This window comes from Nocardiopsis flavescens, from assembly GCF_900141985.1.
GTDB classification, from domain to species: domain Bacteria; phylum Actinomycetota; class Actinomycetes; order Streptosporangiales; family Streptosporangiaceae; genus Nocardiopsis; species Nocardiopsis flavescens.
In genome coordinates this window covers 912277-934334 of sequence record NZ_FQZK01000001.1, presented here as the reverse complement: position 1 = coordinate 934334, position 22058 = coordinate 912277, and the positions used below count along the sequence as shown (strand labels likewise).

The window sequence follows — 22058 nt, the reverse complement described above, 5'->3', positions numbered from 1 at the left end:
GCACCACGCCCGCGCGGACGAACCCCCGGCGGAACACGGACACCGAGTCCCGCCCCCGCTGTACCGAGACCGCAGCGCACGCCCCGCGCACGGTCCATGGCGCCCCCGGGCGCCGTCGGGGCAGGCGGTCCCGCGCGAGGACCGCCACAGGACGAAGGGCAGGCAATCCCCAGTGCGACACTTCCACGGTCGGCCGAGCCGACACCACACACCGCGTCCGGGCGGACCCGTCGGGCGGTGCGCCACCGCGGGCGCGCTCGTGCTCGCGGCCTCCCTGCTGATGACCGCCTGCGGCGGCGCCCAGGGCGGCGCCGGAGCGGACCTGCGGGCCGCCTCGCTGGTCATCGCGGAGAACGAGCCCCCGGCCACGTTCGACCCGGTCCAGGCCGACAACTCCACCGTCAACGAGGTGTCGCGCCCGGCCTACGACACCCTGGTCCGGTTCGAGGGCACCGACCTGGCGCCCTCGGTGGCCACCGAGTGGACCGTCTCGGAGGACGGCACCACCATCGGCCTGACCCTGCGCGACGACGTGGTCTTCCACGACGGGACCGCGCTCACCGCCGACGACGTGGTCTACACCCTGGACCGCGTCCAGCGCCTCCAGATCGGCGTGGCCTCGTTCCTGTCCGCCTACGAGTCGGCCGAGGCCGACGGCGAGACCGGGGTGACCATCACCCTGTCCGAGCCCTCCGCCCCGTTCCTGTCCGCGCTGAGCCGGGTGTACCTGCTCAACGCCGACCTGGTGGAGGAGAACGCGGGCGGGGACGACGCCCAGCAGTGGCTGTCGGCCAACGACGCCGGGTCGGGCCCCTACCGCCTGACCGGGTACACGCCCAACCAGGAGGCCACGTTCGAGCTGTTCGAGGACTACTGGGGCGGCGTCGACGGGCAGGCGCCCAACGTCGTGTTCCGCTACCTCGCCGAGGCCTCCACCCAGGCCACGGCGCTGCGCCAGGGCGAGATCGACATCGCCATGGACATCTCCCCCCAGGACTGGGAGGCCCTGGAGGCCGAGGGCTTCACCGTCGACCGCGCCGACACCAACGTCCAGCTCTACGCCCTGTTCGACATGACCGGCAAGGGCGAGACCGAGCAGCGGGCGCTGCGCGAGGCCGTCTCCTACTCCTACGACTACGGGCAGCACGTGGAGAGCATCCTCAAGGGGGCCGGGGAGCCCGCCCGCGGCGTCCTGGCCGCCGGGATGCCCTGCCACGACCCCGACGTGGCCGCCCCCTCCTTCGACCCCGACCGCGCGCGGGAGATCCTCGCCGACGAGGGGCTGGAGGGCACCTCCCTGACCATGACCTACCTGGAGGCCACGGCCGAGATGGAGCAGGCCGCGACCCTGCTCCAGTCCAACCTCGCCGACGTCGGCGTCGAGCTGACGCTCCAGGCCATCACCTACCCGCAGTACATCGAGATGACCTCCGCGCCGGAGGACGTCCCGGACCTGGGGATGATCTACTCCTTCCCCGCGTTCCCCGACGCCTCCGCCGTGCTGTACCAGGGCTTCCACTCCTCCAACGCCGGCGGCGGGCTGAACTTCGGCGGCTACTCCGACGAGGAGGTCGACGCCCTCGTCGAGCGCGGCCAGACCGCCACCGACCCCGAGGAGCGGTGCGCGGCCTACAACGAGGCGCAGGACATCGTCGTCGACGACCACGCGGCCATGGTCCTGTCCAACCCGCAGTACGTCACCGTGATCGGCGAGGGGGTCTCGGGCTACGCCTACGACCCCGCCCACCACCAGACCGTGGACGTGTACCGCATCAGCAAGGGCTGAGGCCCGCCCCGGGCGGCGCCGCCAACGGCGCGGCGCCGCCCGCACCCCCGCAGAACCACCACCGGAAGGGGAGGCGCGGTGCTCTCGTTCATCGCCCAGAGGCTGGGCATGATGGTCCTGGTCCTGGCCGGCCTCATCACCGTCACGTTCCTCATGACCCAGGTCCTGCCCGGGGACCCGGCGCGCGCGGCGGCCGGCCGCAACGCCACCGCGGAGCAGGTCGAGGGCGCCCGCGAGCGCCTGGGCCTGGACCGGCCGGTCCCCGAGCAGTACGTTTCCTACCTCGGCCGGGTCGCCCAGGGCGACCTGGGCACCTCGGTCTTCACCCAGCGCCCCGTCAGCGACGACATCGGCCGGGTGCTGCCCTCGTCGGTGGAGCTGGTCGGCGCCGCGATGCTCATCAACATCGCCGTCGCCCTCCCGCTGGGGGTGGTCTCCGCCTACCGGCGGGGACGGGCGGCCGACCTGGCCGCGCGCCTGGTCGCCCTGCTCGGGGCCGCCGTCCCGGTCTTCTGGCTGGGCCTGATACTCCAGGCGTTCCTGTCCGCCCGCTGGGGGCTGTTCCCCCTCACCGGGCACCTGGGCTTCGGGGCGAGCGTCCCGGCGGTGACCGGGATGACCACGGTCGACGCGCTGCTGGCCGGGGACCTCGCGGCCTTCGGCGACGCGCTGCACCACCTGGCGCTGCCCGCGGTGACGCTGGCCGCGTCCTACATCGCGGTGGTCACCCGGACGCTGCGCTCGACCATGATCGGCGCCCTGGACGCCGACTACATCACCCTGGCCCGCTCCACCGGGGCCTCGGAGTGGCGGGTGGTCCTCTCCCACGGGCTGCGCAACGCCCTGGTGCCCACCAGCACCATCCTGGGCATGCAGCTGGGCTGGATGCTGGGGTCCACCGTCCTGGTGGAGTCCATCTTCGGCCGGGTGGGCGTGGGCGCCTACTCCGTCACCGCCGTCCTCCAGAACGACCTCTACGCGGTCATCGGCGCCGTCCTGGTGATCGGCGTCGTCTTCATCCTCGCGAACTTCGTCGTGGACCTGCTCCAGCTGTGGCTCAACCCGCGCCTGCGGCGGGGCGGGCGCCGCCGGCGCGCGGGCGCCGACGAGTCCGCCGTCCAGGCCTTCGACCTCGCCGGGGAGCGCACATGAGCACCACCACCACACCGGCCCCGGCCCGCTCCGCGGGGCTGCGCGCCCTGCTGTCCCGCACCGGGGGCGAGCGGCGCGGCCACACCACCGTCGTCGACCGGATCGCCCTGGGCACGGCCGGGCTCATGGTCCTGCTCGCCCTGGCCGGCCCCTACCTGGCGCCCCTGGACCCCTACGCGGTGAACCTGCCCGCCGCGCTGACCCCGCCGGGGGCCGAGCACTGGCTGGGCACCGACGCCAACGGCCGCGACATCCTCAGCCGCATCCTGGCCGGCGGGCGCACCACCCTGCTGGCCACCGTCGCGGTGATCGCCGCGGCCACCGTGATCGGCACCGTCATCGGCACGGCCGCCGCGCTGGGCGGCCGGATCGTCGACGAGGTCCTCATGCGGATCTGCGACGTGGGCCTGTCCCTGCCCGCGATCGTGGTGGCCCTGGGCCTGGCCGCCGCGATGGGGCCGAGCCTGCAGTCCGCGGTGATCGCCCTGGCGGCCACCTGGTGGCCGGGCTACGCCCGGCTGGTGCGGACCCTGGTCCGGGAGGTGCGCGACGCCGAGTTCGTGGAGTCCGCGCGGGTCCTGGGCGTGTCCCGCACCCGCCTGGTCCTGCGCCACGTGCTCCCCAACTCCCTGAGCGCCCTGTACGTGCAGACCACGCTGGACGTCTCGGCGGTCATGCTCGTGATCTCGGGCCTGTCGTTCGTGGGCGTGGGCGCCCAGGTGCCCGCCTCCGAGTGGGGCGCGATGATCGCGGCCTCCCGCGACACCGCCGTCACCGCGTGGTGGACGGTGCTCTTCCCCGGACTGGCCATCGCGATCACCGCGATCGCCTTCAACCTGGTCGGTGACTGGCTGCGCGTGCGCACCGACCCCACCCTGAGAACGGGAGGGCGCCGATGAGCGCGCACCCCACCCAAGGAAGCCCGCTGCTGGACATCCGCGGGCTGACCGTGTCCTACCCGACCCCGCAGGGGCCGGCGCAGGTCGTGCGGGGCGTGGACCTGGCGGTCGCCCCCGGCGAGCGGGTCGCCCTGGTGGGCGAGTCCGGGTCCGGCAAGTCCGTGACCGCCCGGTCGGTGCTGCGCCTTGACCCCGACGCCCGCACCGGCGGGCGCATCCTGCTGGAGGGCGAGGACGTCCTGGAGATGACGCCGCGGGAGGTGCGCCGCGTGCGCGGCGCCCGCGCCGGCCTCGTCTTCCAGGACCCGCTGGCCTCGCTCAACCCGGTCAAGACCGTGGGCTGGCAGATCACCCAGCCGCTGCGCATCCGGGGCGTGGGGCGGCGCGAGGCGCGGCGCCGCGCCGTGGACCTGCTGGGCCGGCTCGGGGTGGCCGACCCCGACCGGCGCTTCGACGACCACCCCCATCAGTTCTCCGGGGGGATGCGCCAGCGCGTGGTCATCGCCATCGCGGTGATCGCCGAGCCGCGGCTGCTCATCGCGGACGAGCCCACCACGGCGCTGGACGTGCGCGTGCAGGCCCAGGTCCTGGAGCTGATGGAGGACCTGGCCCGGGAGCGGGGCATGGCGGTCCTGCTCATCACGCACGACCTGGGCATCGTCGCCGGGTTCGCCCGGCGGGTCGCCGTCATGCGCCACGGGCTGATCGTGGAGGAGGCGGACGTGGACCGGCTCTACGCCTCCCCGTCCCACCCCTACACCCGGTCCCTGCTCGACGCCGTCCCCCGCATCGGCGACGCGCCCGGCCGCCGGCTGGGCGCCCCCGTCCCCGCCACGACCGAGGGAGAAGCACTGTGAACACCGCGGGGGAGCCCCCGATCCTGGAGGCCCGCAACCTGGTCAAGACCTTCCCCGGACAGGCGGGGACCCGCGCGGTCGACGACGTGTCGTTCACCGTGGGCCGGGGGGAGGCGCTGGGCCTGGTCGGGGAGTCGGGGTCGGGCAAGTCCACCACCGCGCGCTGCGTCGCCGGACTCGTGCGCCCCGACTCCGGGCGGGTCCTCATCGGCGGCCAGGACGTCACCCGGGCCCGGGGCCGGGCGCTGCGCGCCACCCGGCGCCGGGTCCAGATGGTGTTCCAGGACCCCTACTCCTCGCTCAACCCGCGGATGACCGTGGCCGAGCTGGTGGGGGAGGGTCTGTACGTCCACGGCATCGAGCCCGACCGGGCGCGCCGCCGGGACCGCACGGTGCAGATCCTGGAGACGGTGGGGCTGGGGGCGGAGCACCTGGACCGCTACCCGCGCTCCTTCTCCGGGGGCCAGCGCCAGCGCATCGCCATCGCCCGCGCCCTGGCGGTCGGCCCCGACCTGCTCATCTGCGACGAGCCCGTCGCCTCGCTCGACGTGTCCGTGCAGGCCCAGGTCCTGGACCTGTTCTGCGACCTGCGGGAGAAGCTCGGGCTGGCGCTGCTCTTCATCGCCCACGACCTGGCGGTCGTCCACCACCTGTGCGGGAGGGTCGCCGTCATGAACTCCGGGCGGGTGGTCGAGCTGGGCGGGCGCGAGCAGGTGTACACCGCGCCCGAGCACCCCTACACCCGCGCGCTGCTGGACGCCGTCCCCGTTCCCGACCCCGCGGCGGAGCGCGCCCGCGCGGGCGCGCTCCGCCCCGTTCCCGCACACCACGACCCCGAGGAGACCCGGTGACCACGGTCCGCATGTTCGTCAACGGCCAGGCCATGTCCGGCGGAGAGATCAACCACGCCCTGGAGGGGGCGCGCTTCCTGGGCCCGGCGCTGACCGCGCCGCGCTACCGCTTCTACTCCGTGCGCGACGAGTTCCCGGGCCTGCACCCGGTCGCGGAGGAGGGCCGCGCCGTCCCCGGCGAGCTGTACGAGGTGGAGTACGCGCAGCTGCGCGAGCGGCTGCTGCCCGAGGAGCCCGAGGAGCTGGAGCTGGGGGTGGTGGAGATGGCCGACGGGTCGGGGTCGCTGGCCATGCGCATGCGCGCCGCCTCCCTGGAGCTGCCCGGCGTGAGCGACATCAGCGACCGGGGCGGCTGGCGCGCCCACCTGGCCGCCGGGGAGGAGCGGTGAGCGCCGCCGACCTGGTCGTGCGCGGGGGCACCGTCGTCAACGCCGACTGGCAGGGCGCGGCCGACGTGTTCGTCGGCGCGGGCCGGGTGCTGGCGCTGGCCGAGCCCGGCGCGCCCGCCCCGGACGGGTCCCGCCCCGAGGAGGTCGACGCGACCGGCCTGCTGGTCCTGCCGGGCGGGGTCGACCCCCACTGCCACGTCGGGTTCACCTCGGGGGAGTTCACCTCCCTGGACGACTACCGGGGGTGCACCACCGCCGCCGTCTTCGGGGGCACCACGACCATCGTGGACTTCGCCATCCCCGGGCCGGGGCAGAGCCCCCTGGAGGCCGTGCGCGAGCGGCAGGGGGCGGCCGGGCAGGGCCTGTGCGACAGCGCCCTGCACGGGTGCGTGGTGACCTGGGACGACACGACCGGGGAGCAGCTGGCCGCCATGGCGGGCCTGGGGGTGAACACGATCAAGATGTTCACCACCTACCGCGGCGAGACCATGGCCGACGAGTACACGGTGCTGCGGACCATGAAGGCGGTGGGCGCCACCGGCGGCATGGTGGTGATCCACTGCGAGGCCGACCACATCATCGAGGAGGCCCAGCGGCTCAGCGGGGACCGCGGCCGGACGGGCGCCGAGCACATGGGGGACACCCGGCCCGAGCTGGCCGAGACGGCCTCGGTCGCCGAGGTGCTGGCGATCGCCGAGTCGGTGGGCGCGCCGGTGTACTTCGTCCACCAGTCCTCCGCCGAGGCCGTGGAACTGGTCGCGGCGGCCCGGCGGCGCGGCCGGCCCGCCTACAGCGAGGCGGTCGCCCACCACCTGGTGCTGGACGAGGGCGCGTACGCGGGCGAGCACCCCGAGCGGTTCGTGTGCTGCCCGCCGCTGCGCCCGCGGGCCACGGTCGAGGCCCTGGGGCGGCACCTGTTCACCGGCGAGATCAGCACGGTCGGCAGCGACCACTGCTGCTACGACACCGCGCAGAAGGAGCGGCACCGCCACGACGTGCGGGCCATGCCCAACGGGCTGCCCGGCGTGGAGACCCGCCTGGCGGTGCTGTACTCGGAGTACGTGGCGGGGCGGGGGCTGTCGGCCACGCGGTTCGTGGACCTGGTGGCGGCGGCCCCGGCGCGCCTGAACGGGCTGTACCCGCGCAAGGGGGTGCTGGCGCCGGGGTCGGACGCCGACATCGTGCTGTGGGACCCGGCCGCCCGGTGGACGGTGCGCACGGGGGACCTGCACATGGCCACCGACTACACCCCCTATGAGGGGCGGGAGCTGACGGGCCGGGCCCGCACGGTGGTCGTGGGCGGGCGGGTGGTGGTCCGCGACGGGGCGCTCGCCGACCCCCGCCCGCTGGGGCGGAGCATCCCGTCGGGGCCGGTGGGCCCGCTGCGCTGAGGGGCGCGCCGCCGCGGGCCGGGGAAGGCCCGCGGCGGCGCGCGGCTCCTGTCGCCGCGGCCGGAGCCGGCGGCGTCCGGCGGTGTGCGGGGCCCGCCGTGCGCGGCCCCGGGTGTCCTGCGCCGGGGCCGGATCCGATGCCGTCCGGTAGCGCCCGCGAGAGACGCGCGGCCCCCGGCGCCGGGGGTGCGCCACGCGCCCTGCGGCGCCCCGCCGCCCGGTGAGGGCCCGCGGCGGCGCGCGTCACACGGCCGGGGACGGGGCGGCTCCGGCGGGCGGACGGCCGTGGATCATGATGGTCCGATGAGCGATCCCCTGACGCACGCCCTGGACCTGCACGCCGAGCGGGAGGGGCGCCCGCCCACCGTCCTGGTGGACATGGACGACGTCCTGTGCCGCTGGGAGGACCACTTCGTCTCCTCGCGGCGGCGCCTCTTCCCCCACATCCCCGTCGCCGACGCCGGGAGCCGGGAGAGCTTCGACCTGTTCACCGGGTTCTCCGAGGAGGAGCGGGCGGCCACCGTCACCGTGGTGGACGAGCCCGGGTTCTTCGCCGCGCTGGAGCCGGTGCCGGGCGGGGTGGAGGCCGTGGGGGAGATGGTCGGCGCGGGCATCGACGTGGCGGTGTGCACCAGCCCCTGGCTGAGCAACCCGACCTGCGCCTCGGACAAGCTGCGGTGGGTGCAGGAGCACCTGGGCGCGGAGCTGGCGGACGCCACCGTCATCACACGGGACAAGACACGGGTCCTGGGCGACGTGCTGATCGACGACAAGCCGCAGGTCACCGGCGCCGTCCGGCCGCGGTGGTCGCTCCTGCGGTTCACCCGCCACTACAACCGGCTCCTGGCGGGGCCGCGCATCGACGACTGGTCGCAGTGGCGCGCGGGGCTGGCCCGGGTGCTGGCGGACCGGCTGGAGGGCCGGCCGCGGAGCCGCTGAGACGGCCCCGGCCGGGGGAGAGAGCGGATAACGGGTTCCTGTTAGCGTTGATAGCCTGGCCGCATGGGAGACAGGCAGGACACCCGCGGCCGCATCATCGGCGCCGCCGCCGACCTTCTCACCCGCGAGGGGCGCGAGGCCGTCACGACCCGCTCGGTGAGCGCCGCCGCGGGGGTGCAGCCGCCCGCCCTGTACCGGCTCTTCGGCGACATGGCCGGGCTGCTCGACGCCGTGGCCGCCGACGGGTTCGAGCGCTACTTCGCCGGCAAGGAGGCCCAGGTGCCCTCCGGCGACCCGGTGGAGGACCTGCGGGCCGGGTGGGACCTGCACGTGCGCTTCGCCGTGGAGAACCCCGCCCACTACGTGCTCATGTACGCGCCCGGCTCCCCGCACGGGGGCGACTCCGCGGCCCGGGCCCGCGTCTTCCTGCTCGGCCTGGTGGACCGGGTGGCCGAGGCCGGGCGGCTGGCCGTGGACGCCGGCACCGCCGCCGACATGATCCACTCCTGCTGTACGGGCGTGGCGCTGGGCCTGGTCGCCCGCGGCGCCGACGACCCGCGCCTGTCCGAGGCGGTGCGCGAGTCCGTGCTGGCCTCCGTGGTGGCCGACGCGCCCCGCACCTCCGGGGGCGGGGCCTCCGCGCACGCCGGGGCGCTGCGCGCGCTGCTGGCCCGGGACGGGACCCGGGGGGTGCTCACCCCCGGCGAGGCCGCCCTGCTGGACGAGCTGCTGGTGCGGCTGGGCGCCCCGCGCCCCGCAGCCGGCTGATCCGCCCCCGAGAGCGGGCCCCGGGGGCACGGGGGAGGGCCGGAGCGGCCCCGCTCGCCACCCCGGCCCCGTCCTGTGCCGCCCCTGCGCGATCGGGGTCCTGCGCGATCGGGGCTTCGCGCGGTCTCGACCCCTGCGCACCCCGGACTCCGTGCGGCCCCGGTCCCCGTGCGATCGGGGCCCTGTGCGGCCCCGGTCCCGGTCCGCCTCAGGCCTCGGGCGCCCCCTCGCGGCGGCGGTGGGTGGAGGCGTCGCGGAACCCGGTGTAGGTGTAGGGGTTGTCCAGGACCTCGGCGTCGGGCACGTCCGGGTTCATGCCCTGCTCCCAGGCCCGGTCGCCCATCACTTCGCGCAGGTAGTCCAGGGTGGACTCCACCGCGCGGCGCACCGCCGCCATGTCCGCGCCGACCAGCCGGTGCTCGTGCTTGACCACGCGGCCGTCGACCACGACGGTGTGCACGTCCGCCCGCTGGGCCTGGAAGGCGACGTGGCCGTAGGGGTTGAGCAGGGGGAACATCGCGGGCGAGGTGTCGTTGCGCAGCAGCACCACGTCGGCCCTGCGGCCCGGCTCCAGGCTGCCGACCGCGTGGGACAGCCCCAGGGCGCGGGCGCCGCCGCGGGTGGCCCAGCCCACGACGTGCTCGGCGCGCAGGTGGCTGTGGGTCACCGTCTCGCCCCGCTCGTGGGCGCGCAGGTGCTCGCGGGAGCGGTCGGCCCCCAGCGTCGCGCGCATGGCGCTGAACAGGTCGGCGCTCCACCACACGCCGGTGTCCATGGACAGGGAGACGGGGATGCCGTGGCGGCGCAGCCGCCAGGTCGGCGGGTAGCCCTGCCCGGCGCTCTGCTCGCTCTCGGTGGAGACCGACACCGAGCCGCCGGTGGCGGCGATGCGCTGGTAGGAGTCCTCGGACAGGGACGCGGCGTGCACGTACACGGTGCCCGGCCCCATGAACCCGTGGTCGTGCATGAGGCGGATCCCGGCGTCGCCGGTGGCGCCCCACACCCCGGCGTGGGTGGTGACCTCGGCGCCCATCTCCCGGGCGGCCTCGAAGGCGGCCAGCTCGGGGAAGGACTCCTCGCCCGTGACGTCGAAGGCCAGCTGGAAGCCGCGCATGTCGTCGGCCCGGCCGTGGAAGCGGCGGTCGTGGAAGGAGCGCAGGTCGGCGGAGGGCGCCCACTCCCACGGGGCCGCGTGGATGTTGCCGTAGGCGAACACGTACCGGGTGGGGACCTCCTCCAGCGCGTCGACGGCGGCGTCGGCGTGCTCGGGGGTGGCCAGGCCGTGGGACCAGTCGGCGGTGGTGGTGACCCCGGCGTCCAGGGCCTCCCACGCGCCCAGGAGGTTGCCGGCGTGGATGTCCTGGGGGCGAAAGCGCAGGCCCCACTCCAGGTAGAACCACACGAAGTACTGCGTGAGGGTCCAGTCCGCGCCGTAGCCGCGCAGGGCGGTCTGCCAGGTGTGGCGGTGGGTGTCGACCATGCCCGGCATGACGATGCCGCCGCGGGCGTCGATCTCGCGGGCGTCCTCGGGCACGGCCAGCCGGGGGCCGACGGCCTCGATGCGCCCGCCGACCACGAGCACGTCGGCGCCGGTCAGCACGGTCCCGGCGTCGTCCATGGTCAGGACGGTGCCGCCGCGGAAGACCAGGGGGCGGCCGGGCTCGGGGACGGGGGTGGGCCGGTGGTCGGAGGGGTGGTGCGTCATGGCGACCTCTCCCGGGGGCACGGACCGGCCGGACACTCGTCCGCCCAGCGATCTCCTTGGGTGCCACCAGGGTGAATCGGGTGCGGCCCCCTTGTCAACGGGGGTCGGCCTGTTTTTCCCGAAGCTCCCTCATCCGCTGTTCGGAGGGGTTTCGGGCCCTTGACACGGTGGTGCGATCGTCCGACGATATTTGCGGACGCACGTCCGTAGAGCGGTCAACGAAAGGTCGTCCCGATGCAGGAAGCCACCCAGGGGCCGCTCTCCGGCCTCCTGGTCGCGGACTTCTCCCGGATCCTGGCGGGTCCCTACGCCACGATGCTGCTCGCCGACCTGGGCGCGGAGGTGGTCAAGGTCGAGTCGCCCGCCGGCGACGACACCCGCACGTGGTCGCCGCCCCTGCGCGGGGACCGGTCCACGTACTACCTGTCGGTCAACCGCAACAAGCGCTCGGTGGTCCTGGACCTCGCCGACCCCGGCGACCTGGAGGCCGCCCGCACCCTGGCCCGGCGCTGCGACGTGTTCATCGAGAACTTCCGCCCCGGGGCGCTGGAGCGGTTCGGCCTGGACCACGCCTCCGTCGCGGCCGGCAACGAGCGGGTCGTGTACGCCTCCATCTCGGGGTTCGGCACCGGGGAGGGCGCCCGCATCCCCGGCTACGACCTCATGGTGCAGGCGATCTCCGGCCTCATGAGCCTGACCGGCGACCCCGACGGCCCGCCCTACCGCGCCGGGATCTCGGTGTTCGACGTGGTGACCGGCCTGCACGCTGCGGTGGGCGTCCTGGCGGCCCTGCACGAGCGCGAACGCTCGGGGCTGGGCCGGCGCGTGTCGGTGGACCTGCTCTCCTCTGCCCTGTCGGGGCTGGTCAACCAGAGCGGCGCCTACGCCGCCGCCGGCGTGGTGCCCCACCGCATGGGCAACGCGCACCCCAGCCTGTTCCCGTACGAGCCGCTGCCCACCGCCGACGGGGACCTCATCGTCATCGCCGGGAACGACCGCCAGTTCGCCCGGCTGTGCGACGCGCTGGGGGTGCCCGGACTGGCCGCCGACCCGCGCTTCGCCCGCAACCAGGACCGCACCGCCCGCCGCGACGAGCTGCGGCCCCACCTGGTGCGGGCCCTGGCCGCCCGCCCCCGGGCGGCGTGGTTCGACCTGCTCATCGCGGCCGGGGTGCCCTGCGCGCCCATCAACAGCGTCGCCGAGGGCGTCGCCTTCGCCGAGGGGCTGGGACTGGGGCCGGTGGTGGCGGCGGGCGAGGGGGAGGACGCGGTGCCGGGGGTGCGCAACCCGCTCTCGTTCTCGCGCGGCGCGCCCCGCTACGACCTGCCCCCGCCCCGCCTGGGCGAGCACACCGAGGAGATCCGCGCCTGGCTGGAGGAGGACGACCGTGAACGCTGAACCCGAGGGGCCCGGCGGCCCGGGCACCGGGGCCGAGGGTCCCGGGGGCGCGGGAGGGGGCGCCGCCTCCCGGGGGCCCGCCGGCCGGCCCGGCCGTACGGGCGGCGCGGCCCCGGGGACCGGGACGCCCGCGTTCCCCACCGCCCTGGGCGCCTCCACCGCCGCGGACATCACCCTGCTGGGCCACGACCTGGCCGACGACCTCATGGGCCGGGTGGGGTTCGGCGAGCTGGTGTTCTGGATGGTGGCCCGGCGCAGGCCCGGACCCGGCCAGGTGCGGCTCTTCGAGGCCTGCCTGGTGGCGCTCGCCGACCACGGGTTCACCCCCACCGCCATCGCGGCCCGCCTCACCTACCTCAGCGCCCCGGACTCCCTCCAGGGGGCCCTGGCCGCCGGACTGCTGGGCGGCGGCTCCCGGTTCCTGGGCGTCACCGAGGACACCGGCCGCTTCCTCGCCGACACCCTGGCCGCGGCCGGGGACCCGCCCGCGGACGACGCCGGGTGGGACGCCCTGGCCCTGGAGGCCGTCACCGCCGCGCGCGCCGGCCGCCGGATCATCCCCGGCCTGGGACACCCCGTCCACAAGGAGCGCGACCCCCGCACCCCCGCCCTGGTCCGCATCGCCCGCGAGGAGGGCCTGGAGGGCCCGCACCTGCGCCTGTTCCAGGCGGTGGGCCGGGTCCACGCGCCCGTCCTGGGCCGCCGGCTCCCGCTCAACGGGGCCGGGGTGTGCGGGGCGGCCCTGGCCGACCTGGGCCTGCCGGTGGACCTGCTGCGCGGGTTCGCCCTCCTGGCCCGGGCGGGCGGGCTGCTGGGCCAGCTCGCCGAGGAGCGCGAGCACCCCGTGGCCATGGACGCCTACCTGCTCGTCGACCGCAACGCCACCCGCCTTCCCCCCGGAGACGACGATGCCCCACGCGACTGAGGACAACATCACCGACCTGGCCCGGCAGCGGTGGGCCACCGCCGCCGAGCCCCGGCTCGCCGAACTGATGACCGCGCTGGTGGACCACCTGCACGCGTTCGCCCGCGAGGTCCGCCTCACCGAGGCGGAGTGGGCGCGCGCGGTGCGCTGGCTCGCCGACACCGGCCGGATCAGCGACGACAAGCGGGAGGAGTTCATCCTCGCCTCGGACGTGCTGGGCCTGAGCATGCTGGTGGTGCAGATGAACCACCGGTTCGACGCGGGCGCCACCCCCGCCACCGTGCTGGGGCCCTTCCACATCGACGGGTCCCCGCCCGCCCCCTACGGCTGGGACATGGCCGCGGGCATCGACGGCACGCCGCTGTTCGTGCACGGCACCGTGCGCGACCTGGCGACCGGGGAGCCGGTGCCGGACGCCGTCCTGGACGTGTGGCAGGCCGACGGGGAGGGCGTGTACGAGGCCCAGCTGCCGGAGGTGGAGGAGGCGCGGCTGCGCGCCAAGTACCGCGCCCGCCCCGACGGGCGGTACTGCCTGCGCACGGTGGTGCCGCTGGGGTACACCATCCCCATGGACGGGCCGGTGGGGGAGCTGGTCTCGCGCACCGCGATCTCGCACTTCCGGCCCGCGCACATCCACTTCCTCATCGAGGAGGCCGGGTACGAGCGCCTCGTCACCCACATCTTCGAGGAGGGCACCCGCCACCTGGACGAGGACGTGGTGTTCGGCACCAAGGAGGAGCTGGTGGTCCCGTTCACGCGGCACGCGTCCGGGACCGCGCCGGACGGCACCCGCGTGGACGGGCCGTTCGCCACCGCCGAGTTCGACTTCACGCTCCAGCCGGCCCGGGGGTGAGCGCGGTGGACGCGGGCCTGCTCCTGCTGCGCGCGGCCCTGGCGCTGCTGCTGCTCGGCCACGCCGCCCAGAAGACGCTGGGGTGGTTCCGGGGCGCGGGCCTGTCCGGGACCGCGGGGATGTTCCACACCCTGGGGTTCCGGCCCGCCCGGCCGATGGTGGCGGTCGCCGCGGCGTCGGAGACCGTCGGCGCGGTGCTGCTGCTGGCCGGGGCGGCGGTGCCGCTGGGGGCGGCGGTCGTGTGCGGGACGATGGCGGTCGCGGGGGCGGCCAACGCGGACAAGGGGCTGTGGGCGCACCGGGGCGGGTACGAGGTGGCGCTCGCCTACGGGGTGACGGCCGCGGCGCTGGCGTTCACCGGGCCGGGGGCGTACTCCGTGGACGCCCTGCTGGGGGCGGCGGAGCACCCGTGGTGGGTGGGTGCCGCCGCGGTCGGCCTGGGCCTGGCGGCCGCGCTGCCGGTGCTGCTGCGCCGCCGGGCGGCGCTGCGCCGCGGTGAGGCGGACTGAGGCAGGGTGCCCGCTCCTTCCCGGTGTGCGGGAGGGGTGCGCGTTCCGGAGACGGGGGCGTGCGGCCGGGACGCCGGCCGGGGGTCCGGGCGCAGGGGGCGCCCGCCGGGCCGGCGGTCCCGCCCGGCGCGGGCCCCGCGCCGCCCCGGGGGAGAGAGGGGCGGGGCGCTAGGCTGGACCGATGGCCGCCCGGGACGGCGCCGCCCGCCCCGGGCCCGCGTTCCGGCGCCCCGGGGTGCCCTGAGCCGCCCGCGCCCCGCCGCCGCGCCGTCCACCACCGGGCCGTGCGCGGCCACCGAGAGAGCCGGAGAGTCCGTACATGCGTCGAGACAGCACCCCCGACTTCATCGAGGCGCTCGCGCGCGGGCTGGACGTGCTGCGGTGCTTCGGCCCCGGGCGGCCCTCGATGACCCTGGCGGAGGTGGCCGCGGCCACCGGGCTCGCCCGGCCCACGGTCCGGCGCATCCTCATCACCCTGGAGCAGCTCGGCTACGTCCGCTCCGACGACGGCGCGTTCGCCCTGACCCCCCGCGTCCTGGAGCTGGGCACGGCCTACATCGGCTCCCAGAACCTGGGGGACCTGGCCCTCCCGCACCTGCGCGCCCTGGTGCGGCGCACCGGGGAGTCGTGCTCGATCGCCCAGCTCGACGGCTCCGACATCGTGTACGTGGCGCGGGTGGCGGTGCCCAAGCTGGTCACCCTGGCGGTCACCGTCGGCACCCGGTTCCCCGCCGCCGCCACCTCGCTGGGCAAGGTGCTGCTGGCCGACCTGCCCCCGCGTGAGCTGGACCGGGTGCTGGCCGAGCCCTCCCGGGCCGGGGTGCGGGCGCACCGCCCGCTGGAGCGGGAGGAGCTGAACGCCGTCCTGCGGGAGGTGCGGGCCCGCGGCTGGGCGCTCACCGACGAGGAGCTGGCGCCGGGCATCCGGTCGGTCGCCGCGCCGGTGCGCGACGGGTCGGGGCGGGTGACGGCGGCGGTCAACGTCAACGCGCACGCCGCCGAGACCCCGGTGGACACCCTGGTGGAGGGGCACCTGCCGCTGCTGCTGGCCGCGGCGGGGGAGGTCAGCGCCGACTGGGAGGCGTGGCGGGCCCGCCCGCTGGAGGTCGTGTCCACCGACCGGGGCTGAGCCCCGGCCGCGGCGGGCCCGCGCCCCCTCAGGAGGAGGCGGTGAGCACGCGGACGCGGCCGTTGGTGCTGCGGACCTCCACCCGGTGCGGGCTCGCCTGGTCGGTGTCCACCTGGGTCAGGACCTCGCCGTTGCCGGAGGAGGCGTCCACGTCGTAGGCGCCCTCGGGCAGGGTGACGTCGGCGTCGCCGTTGGAGGTGTGCACCTCCACGGCGTCGGGGACCGCGGTGAGTTCGAGGTCGACCCTGCCGTTGGAGGTGGCGGCCTCCACCCGGCCCGAGGTGAGCCCCTCGCCGGTGAGGTCGCCGTTGGAGCTGTCCAGGGTGAGGTTCCCGGCGATGTCGGAGACCGAGACGTGGCCGTTGTCGGTGTCGACGGCCAGCGCGCCCTCCAGGCCCGAGGCGGTGACGTCGCCGTTGCCGGTCCGCAGGGTCAGCGCGGTGTCCGCGGGGACGACGACCTCGTACTCGGCGGAGCAGTCGCCGAACACCGCGCAGCGCACCCGCAGTTCGAGGGTGTCGCCGGTCAGCTCCCAGGTGGCCTCGGGGGAGCCGCCCAGGGAGCTGGAGGAGAGCCGCCGGGTCACCTCCACCTCCTCGACGTCGCCGGTGGTGACGCTCAGCCCGCCCTTGTCGGCGTCGATGGTGAGCGCGTCCGAGGTGAGCGCGAACGACGCCTGCTCGGGTTCGTGCTCCTGGCTGGTGCAGGCGGTGAGGGGTAGCAGCAGGGCGGCGGCGGTCGCGGCGGTGACGAGGCGGCGGGGGGTCATGCGGGTTCTCCGGATTCGGTGGGGGGAGCGGCGGTGAGCGCCGCCAGGACGGTGGACAGGGCGCGCTCCACGGCCCGGGCGTCGACCGCGTCGGGGTCGGCCAGGTGCTCCATGGACAGGCCGTTGGTGAGGCAGTGCACGATGAGCGCGGTGGTGGCGGGGTCGGCGGCCAGGGGCAGTCCGCGCCCGGCCAGGCGGGCGATGGTGTCGGCGGCGGCGTCGCGCTGGGTGCGGCGCATGCGGGCGACGGCCTCCCGGGTGGGGGCGTCGTGGGTGGCGTGGGCGGCGAACTCCAGGCCCAGGCGGCCGTGCTCGGTGTCGCCGGTGATGCGGCGGGCGGTGTCGCGGGCGAGGCCGTCCAGCACGGCGGCGGGGTCGGAGCCGCGGGCGCGCTCGGCCAGGGCCGCGGCCTCGGCGGCGGAGCGCTCGCCCAGGACGGCCGCGAAGAGGTCGTGCTTGCCGCCGAAGTTGGAGTAGACGGCGCCCTTGGTGAACCCGGCGGTGCGGGCGATGTCGTCCAGGCGGCTGCCGGCGTAGCCGTGCTCGGCGAACACCCGGGCGGCGGCGTCCAGGAGGCGGCGGCGCACCTGGTCGCGCGGGGTCCGGGGCGCGGGGCCGCCGGGGGACGGGGCGTTGCTCATCCCGGCGAGGTTAGCATACCCGCCGGTATCCGATACTCGCGGGTATGGAAAAGTCGGTCCGGAACACCGCGGGGCCCCGGGGCGGAACACCCCGGGGCCCCCGCGGGCCCGGCCTACTCCTGGCCGAGGGTGTCGTGGATGAGGGGGACGATCCCCTCCAGGGCGTGCGAGATGCCCAGGGTGGAGCCGCTGGAGAAGGCGTTGGCCAGCTCCGGGTCGTCGATGATGAGGAGGCGGTCGTCCTGCGCCGAGCCGATGCCCTGGAGCACCGGGTCCTCGCGCAGGGTGTCGGCGGTGTCGCCGATCGGGAAGACGACGGTGAGGTCGGCGTCCAGGACCTCCACCAGCTCCGGGCTGAGGTCGACGTAGAACGCGCCGTCGGCCATCTCGGTGATCTCGGACTTGTACTCGAAGCCCAGGTCCTGGAGGACGTCGACGCGGCTGTCGCCGGGCACGTAGGCGCCGTACTGGCCGTCGAAGTAGGCGCCCACGGCGATGGTGACGTCGGCGAAGTCCGGGTTCTCCCCGCGCAGGGCCTCGAACTCGCCCTCCAGCTCGGCGATCAGCTCCTCGCCGCGCTCGGCCTCGTCGAGCACCGCGGCGACCTGGCGGGTCTGCTCCTGCCAGGTGGTGCCGTAGGTGACCTCCACGCCCGGCGGCGGGCCGACCACCGGGGCGACGGGGGAAAGCAGGTCGTAGCGCTCCTGGCTGTTGTCGGAGCGGGTGTCCAGGATGACGTCGGGCTCCAGCCCGGCGATCTGCTCCAGGTTGGGCTCCATGGTGTCGAGCTGGGCGGGCTCGGAGTCGAACAGGTCCGCCGCCCAGGGGCCGACGCCGGGGGCGCCGTAGCCCTGCCAGTCGGCGACGCCGACCGGCTGCACGCCCAGGGCGAGCGCGGTCTCGGCGTCGGACCAGCCGGTGGCCACGACGTTCTCGGGGCGGTCCTCGACGGTCACCTCGCCGAAGAGGGTGTCGACGGTGACGGGGTAGCCCTCCGCGGCCTCGCCCGAGGCGTCCGGGGAGTCGTCGGCGGCCTGGCCGCCGCAGGCGGCGAGCATCAGGACGGAGAGCGCGCCGGCGGCGAGCGCGCCGCCTCGGGTCAGCGGGCCACGGTACATGGAGCCTCATTCTCGGGAGGGACGTAGTCAGCTTAGGCTAGCCTAAGCAGAACAAGGATGACGGACTCCGGGGGTGGGTGCAAACCGGCACAGAGGGTGCAAAACGCTAATCAGGGCCTGGCGTACCGCTGTGGCCCGCGCCTCCCGGGGGCCGTCGCGGCCCGGACGTGTGGCGGGAGTCACGGCCGACCGGTCCGCGGCGCTGCCCCGGCGGGCCGGTCGGGGCCCCGTTCGCGCGGGTGCCGCCGCCTGGCTAGCCTGATCGCGGCACGACGACAGGGGAATGGGACGATGATCGGATGACCACATGTTCAAGGGCGGGCGTGCGCCCCGGCCCGGACGGGACGGCCGCGTGAGCACCCCGGTACCCCCCGACGTGCGGGCGCTGAGCCGGCGCACCCTGAGCCGCAACCGCCGCGACGTCGCCTGCGCCACCGTCCTGCACTCCCTGCACCAGCTCGCCGAGGCGCTGGTCCCCGTCGCCATCGGCGTGACCATCGACCAGGCCGTCGCCACCGGGGACCCCGGCGCCCTCGCCCTGTGCGTCCTGGGCATGGTCGTCCTGTTCACCGTGCTGGCGCTGGCCTACCGCACCGGCGCCCGGTTCTCCGTCCGCGCCGTCGAGAACGAGGCCCACCTGCTGCGGGTGGAGGCCGCCCGCCGGGCGCTGGACCCGCGCGGGGAGCGCAGCGGGCTGCGCGCCGGTGAGCTGCTGTCGGTGGCCACCTCCGACGCCGAGCAGGCCTCGCTGTACGTGCGGGCCTGGGTCGGGCTCATCGCCATGGGCACCGCGATCACCGCCACCACCGTCGCCCTGCTGGCGATCGACGTCCCCCTGGGGATCGGCGTCCTGGTCGGGGTGCCGCTGATGATGTTCCTGCTGCGCTTCCCCGCCGCCCGCATCACCCGGCGCAGCGAGGCCAAGCAGGCCACCGCCGCCGGGGCCACCGCGCTGGCCACCGACCTCGTCGGGGGGCTGCGCGTGCTCATGGGCATGGGCGCGCGCACGGCCGCCGCAGACCGCTACCGCCGCGCCAGCGGGCAGGCCCTCACCGCCTCGGTGTCGGCCGCCGCCAGCAACGGCGTGTACCGGGGGATGGTGTCGGCCGCGGGCGTGCTGTTCCTGGCCGCCGTCGCCGCCGTCGCCGGGTGGATGGCGCTCCGGGGGCGGCTGAGCATCGGCGAGCTGATCACCGTGGTCGGGCTGGCGCAGTTCCTGGCCGAACCCGTCCAGGGGCTGGGTATCGTCGGCCAGGTCTTCGCCACCTCCCGCGCCTCGGCGCGGCGCCTGGTGCGCCTGCTGACCGCCCCGGCCGCCGTCGCCCCCGGCGGACGGCCGGTGCACGCCGAGCCGGTGGTGGCGCTGGAGGGCGTCTCCTACCGCACCCTGCGCGGGGTCGACCTCACCCTGGCCCCCGGCGAGACCGTGGGCGTGCTGGCCACCGACCCCCGAGACGCCGAGGCGCTGCTGGACCTGTTGTCGGGCCGGGCCGTGCCCGAGGAGGTCGAGGCCGGCCGGGCCGCCGTGGGCGGGGTCCCCGTGCACGAACTCGACCTGGCCGCGCTGCGCACCGCCGTCCTGGTGGAGGAGCACGGGGCGACCCTGTTCGAGGGCACGCTGCGCACCAACCTGGCCACCGGCACCGACCGCGGCGAGGAGCACCTGCACGAGGCGCTGCGCGCCGCCGCCGCCGAGGACCTGGTCAGCGGGCACTCCCTGGGCCTGGACCGGCCCGTGGCCGACCGGGCGGCCAACCTGTCCGGCGGGCAGCGCCAGCGCGCGGCCCTGGCCCGCGCCCTGGCCGCGGACCCGCCGGTGCTGGTGCTGCACGACCCCACCACGGCGGTGGACGCCGTCACCGAGGAGGCGATCGCGCGCGGGCTGGCCCGGGCGCGCGCGGACCGCGCCCCGGCGGGGGCCACCCTGGTGGTGGCCTCCAGCCCGGCGCTGCTGGCCCGCGCCGACCGGGTGGTGGTGCTGGAGGAGGGCCGGGTGCGGGCGCTGGGCACCCACACCGACCTGGTCCGCGGGGACTCCGGGTACGCCGAGGCGGTGCTCCGGTGACCTCCCCCTGGAACACGGCGACCCCCGCCGCCGGCGGGTCCGCGGCACCGGTGGGTGCCGCCCGGGCGAGCGGTACGGGTCCGGCGGCGGCGGTGGAGCACGCGGGCGCGCCCGCGACGGAGAGGACGGTGGCCGCGTGAGCGCGACCGACGAACACGCGGAGCTGCTGCCCACCGCGTCGGCCCGGCGCACCTGGGCGGTGCTCGGCGACGGGGTGCGGCGCAGCGGATGGGGCACCCCCCTGTCCCTGGTCGTGGTGCTGGCGGGCAGCGCCGTGGGCCTGGTCGCCCCCTGGACGCTGGGCGTCATGGTGGACGACATCACCGACGGCGCCGGGCTGGACGCCGTGCTGCGCGCGGCCGTGACCATCGCCGCGGCGGCGCTGGCCGGAGGCCTGTTCACCGGCCTGGGCGCCTGGCTGGTGACCCGGGCCGGGGAGCGCGTGCTGGCGCGGCTGCGCGAGCGGGTGATGGACCGGGTCCTGCACATGCCCGCCGCGCAGGTGGAGCGGGTGCGCATCGGCGACCTGCTGGCCCGGGTGGGCGACGACGTCGCCGTGGTCACCACCGGGATCGCCCGCAACGGCCCCGACGTGGTGATCGCCCTGGCCATGGTGCTGTCGACGGCGGCCGGCATGACCGCCCTGGACTGGCGGCTGGGCCTGGCCGGGCTGTGCGCCCTGCCGGTGTACGTGTGGGCGGCCCGCTGGTACCTGCCGATCTCGGGCCCTTACTACGCCCGCGAGCGGATCGCGATGGGCGAGCGGTCGCACGCCATGATGGGCGCCCTGCGCGGGCGGTCGGCGGTGCGCGCCTACCGGCGCGAGGAGGAGCACGAGGGCCGGGTCTCCGACCGCTCCCTGGCGGCGATGGACATCACGGTGTCGGTGTTCCGGCTGCTCACCCGGTTCGGGTCGCGGCTCAACGCCGCCGAGTGCGTCGGCCTGACGATGGTGCTGGTCACGGGCTTCTGGCTGGCGCGCGGCGATCTCGTGACCGTGGGCGCGGTGACCGCCGCGGCCCTGTACTTCCACCGGCTGTTCGGGCCGATGATGTTCCTGGTCATGAACTTCAACGAGGTGCAGTCGGCCGGGGCGAGCCTGGCCCGGCTGGCCGGGGTGGTGGACCTGCCCGAGGTCGCCGAGCCCGAGCACGCGCGCGAGCCGCAGGACGGGTCGGTGCGGGTCAAGGGGGTCGGGCACCGGTACGGCCCCGACACCCCGCCCGCCCTGGACCGGGTGTCGCTGGAGATCGCCCCCGGGGAGCGGGTGGCGCTGGTGGGCGCCAGCGGCGCGGGAAAGAGCACGCTGGCGGCGGTGGTCACGGGCCTGCGCGTCCCCGACACGGGTGAGGTGCACCTGGGCGGCGTGCCGCTGGCCGACCTGGGCGAGCGGCTGCTGCGCGGGCACGTGTACCTGGTGAGCCAGGAGACGCACGTGTTCGCCGGGACCCTCCTGGAGGACCTGAGGCTGGCCCGCCCGGAGGCGGGCGCCGCCGAGGCCGAGGAGGCGCTGGAGCGGGTGGGCGCGCTCGCGTGGGTGCGGGCGCTGCCCGAGGGGCTGGACACCGTGGTCGGGGAGGGCGGGCACGCGCTGACCGCCGAGCAGGCCCAGCACCTGGCCCTGGCCCGGATGGTGCTGGCCGACCCGCCGGTGGCCGTCCTGGACGAGGCCACCGCGGAGGCGGGCAGCGCCGGGGCGCGGCGCCTGGAGCGGGCCTCCCTGGCGGCCACCGAGGGGCGCACCACGCTGGTCGTGGCGCACCGGCTGACCCAGGCGCAGGCCGCCGACCGGGTGGTGGTGATGGACCGCGGCCGGGTGGTGGAGCAGGGCCCGCACGAGCGGCTGGTGGCGGCCGGGGGACGCTACGCCGACCTGTGGCGCAGCTGGCAGGGCTCGGCCTGACCCCGTGACCC

General features: G+C 76.0%; 20 protein-coding genes. 16 read left to right on the top strand and 4 right to left on the bottom strand.

The window, feature by feature from the left end; translation table 11 throughout:
• The first annotated feature begins 259 nt into the window (after positions 1-259).
• The 9 genes from BUE45_RS04245 (at position 260) to BUE45_RS04195 (ending at position 9032) form a co-directional block, all read left to right on the top strand.
• Entirely contained in the window at positions 260-1786 is a 1527-nt protein-coding gene (locus tag BUE45_RS04245; RefSeq protein ID WP_073375081.1) for an ABC transporter substrate-binding protein, read from the top strand.
• A gap of 78 nt (positions 1787-1864) precedes the next feature.
• Positions 1865-2938, top strand: coding sequence for an ABC transporter permease (locus BUE45_RS04240; RefSeq protein WP_073375078.1), 1074 nt, complete (start codon positions 1865-1867; stop codon positions 2936-2938).
• The gene (locus tag BUE45_RS04235) at positions 2935-3837 is read left to right on the top strand and encodes an ABC transporter permease (RefSeq protein WP_073375076.1); all 903 of its coding nucleotides are present in this window, start codon (positions 2935-2937) and stop codon (positions 3835-3837) included. Before BUE45_RS04240 ends, BUE45_RS04235 begins: the two co-directional genes overlap by 4 nt.
• A complete protein-coding gene (locus BUE45_RS31115) occupies positions 3834-4694 on the top strand; it encodes an ABC transporter ATP-binding protein (protein WP_084736868.1) in 861 nt (286 codons plus the stop codon). Before BUE45_RS04235 ends, BUE45_RS31115 begins: the two co-directional genes overlap by 4 nt.
• Complete coding sequence (locus BUE45_RS04215) at positions 4691-5545, top strand: ABC transporter ATP-binding protein (protein ID WP_084736866.1); 855 nt, start codon at positions 4691-4693, stop codon at positions 5543-5545. The genes BUE45_RS31115 and BUE45_RS04215 overlap by 4 nt, the downstream gene beginning before the upstream one ends.
• The gene (locus BUE45_RS04210; RefSeq protein ID WP_143173252.1) at positions 5542-5934 is read left to right on the top strand and encodes an allophanate hydrolase-related protein; all 393 of its coding nucleotides are present in this window, start codon (positions 5542-5544) and stop codon (positions 5932-5934) included. Before BUE45_RS04215 ends, BUE45_RS04210 begins: the two co-directional genes overlap by 4 nt.
• Positions 5931-7325: a dihydropyrimidinase gene (gene hydA / locus BUE45_RS04205; RefSeq protein ID WP_178378437.1), complete on the top strand. Its 1395-nt coding sequence runs from the start codon at positions 5931-5933 to the stop codon at positions 7323-7325. The genes BUE45_RS04210 and hydA overlap by 4 nt, the downstream gene beginning before the upstream one ends.
• Before the next feature lie 303 nt (positions 7326-7628).
• A complete protein-coding gene (locus tag BUE45_RS04200; protein ID WP_084736864.1) occupies positions 7629-8264 on the top strand; it encodes a 5' nucleotidase, NT5C type in 636 nt (211 codons plus the stop codon).
• A 63-nt stretch (positions 8265-8327) separates the two neighbouring features.
• Entirely contained in the window at positions 8328-9032 is a 705-nt protein-coding gene (locus BUE45_RS04195; RefSeq protein ID WP_073375073.1) for a TetR/AcrR family transcriptional regulator, read from the top strand.
• A gap of 208 nt (positions 9033-9240) precedes the next feature.
• Here BUE45_RS04195 and BUE45_RS04190 read toward each other — a convergent pair whose 3' ends face one another.
• Positions 9241-10737, bottom strand: coding sequence for an amidohydrolase family protein (locus BUE45_RS04190; RefSeq protein ID WP_073375439.1), 1497 nt, complete (start codon positions 10735-10737; stop codon positions 9241-9243).
• 234 nt (positions 10738-10971) lie between these two features.
• Here BUE45_RS04190 and BUE45_RS04185 point away from each other — a divergent pair, with 234 nt between their 5' ends.
• The 5 genes from BUE45_RS04185 to BUE45_RS04165 all read left to right on the top strand — a co-directional run bounded on the left by BUE45_RS04185 (position 10972) and on the right by BUE45_RS04165 (position 15551).
• Positions 10972-12135 carry a CaiB/BaiF CoA transferase family protein gene (locus BUE45_RS04185; protein ID WP_073375071.1) on the top strand — a complete coding sequence of 388 codons (1164 nt, stop codon included), beginning with the start codon at positions 10972-10974 and terminating at the stop codon, positions 12133-12135.
• A complete protein-coding gene (locus tag BUE45_RS04180; protein WP_245832759.1) occupies positions 12125-13060 on the top strand; it encodes a citryl-CoA lyase in 936 nt (311 codons plus the stop codon). Before BUE45_RS04185 ends, BUE45_RS04180 begins: the two co-directional genes overlap by 11 nt.
• Positions 13044-13913 (top strand): dioxygenase family protein, encoded by an 870-nt coding sequence (locus BUE45_RS04175; RefSeq protein ID WP_073375069.1) that lies wholly within the window; start codon positions 13044-13046, stop codon positions 13911-13913. Before BUE45_RS04180 ends, BUE45_RS04175 begins: the two co-directional genes overlap by 17 nt.
• Positions 13910-14422, top strand: coding sequence for a DoxX family protein (locus BUE45_RS33745; protein ID WP_218619484.1), 513 nt, complete (start codon positions 13910-13912; stop codon positions 14420-14422). Before BUE45_RS04175 ends, BUE45_RS33745 begins: the two co-directional genes overlap by 4 nt.
• Positions 14423-14741: 319 nt before the next feature.
• Positions 14742-15551, top strand: coding sequence for an IclR family transcriptional regulator domain-containing protein (locus BUE45_RS04165; protein ID WP_073375067.1), 810 nt, complete (start codon positions 14742-14744; stop codon positions 15549-15551).
• Positions 15552-15579: 28 nt separating this feature from the next.
• Here the strand turns inward: BUE45_RS04165 and BUE45_RS04160 are convergent, their stop codons facing one another.
• From BUE45_RS04160 to BUE45_RS04150, 3 genes are all read right to left on the bottom strand, one after another.
• Entirely contained in the window at positions 15580-16320 is a 741-nt protein-coding gene (locus BUE45_RS04160) for a DUF4097 family beta strand repeat-containing protein (RefSeq protein ID WP_073375065.1), read from the bottom strand.
• Complete coding sequence (locus BUE45_RS04155) at positions 16317-16961, bottom strand: TetR/AcrR family transcriptional regulator (RefSeq protein ID WP_073375063.1); 645 nt, start codon at positions 16959-16961, stop codon at positions 16317-16319. Before BUE45_RS04155 ends, BUE45_RS04160 begins: the two co-directional genes overlap by 4 nt.
• 113 nt (positions 16962-17074) lie before the next feature.
• On the bottom strand, positions 17075-18079 hold the full coding sequence (locus BUE45_RS04150) for an ABC transporter substrate-binding protein (RefSeq protein WP_073375060.1): 1005 nt from the start codon (positions 18077-18079) through the stop codon (positions 17075-17077).
• A 307-nt stretch (positions 18080-18386) separates the two neighbouring features.
• On the opposite strand from BUE45_RS04150, the gene BUE45_RS04145 reads away from it, so the two are divergent.
• A complete protein-coding gene (locus tag BUE45_RS04145) occupies positions 18387-20144 on the top strand; it encodes an ABC transporter transmembrane domain-containing protein (protein ID WP_073375057.1) in 1758 nt (585 codons plus the stop codon).
• A gap of 136 nt (positions 20145-20280) precedes the next feature.
• A complete protein-coding gene (locus BUE45_RS04140) occupies positions 20281-22047 on the top strand; it encodes an ABC transporter ATP-binding protein (RefSeq protein ID WP_073375055.1) in 1767 nt (588 codons plus the stop codon).
• The last annotated feature ends 11 nt before the right edge of the window (positions 22048-22058 follow it).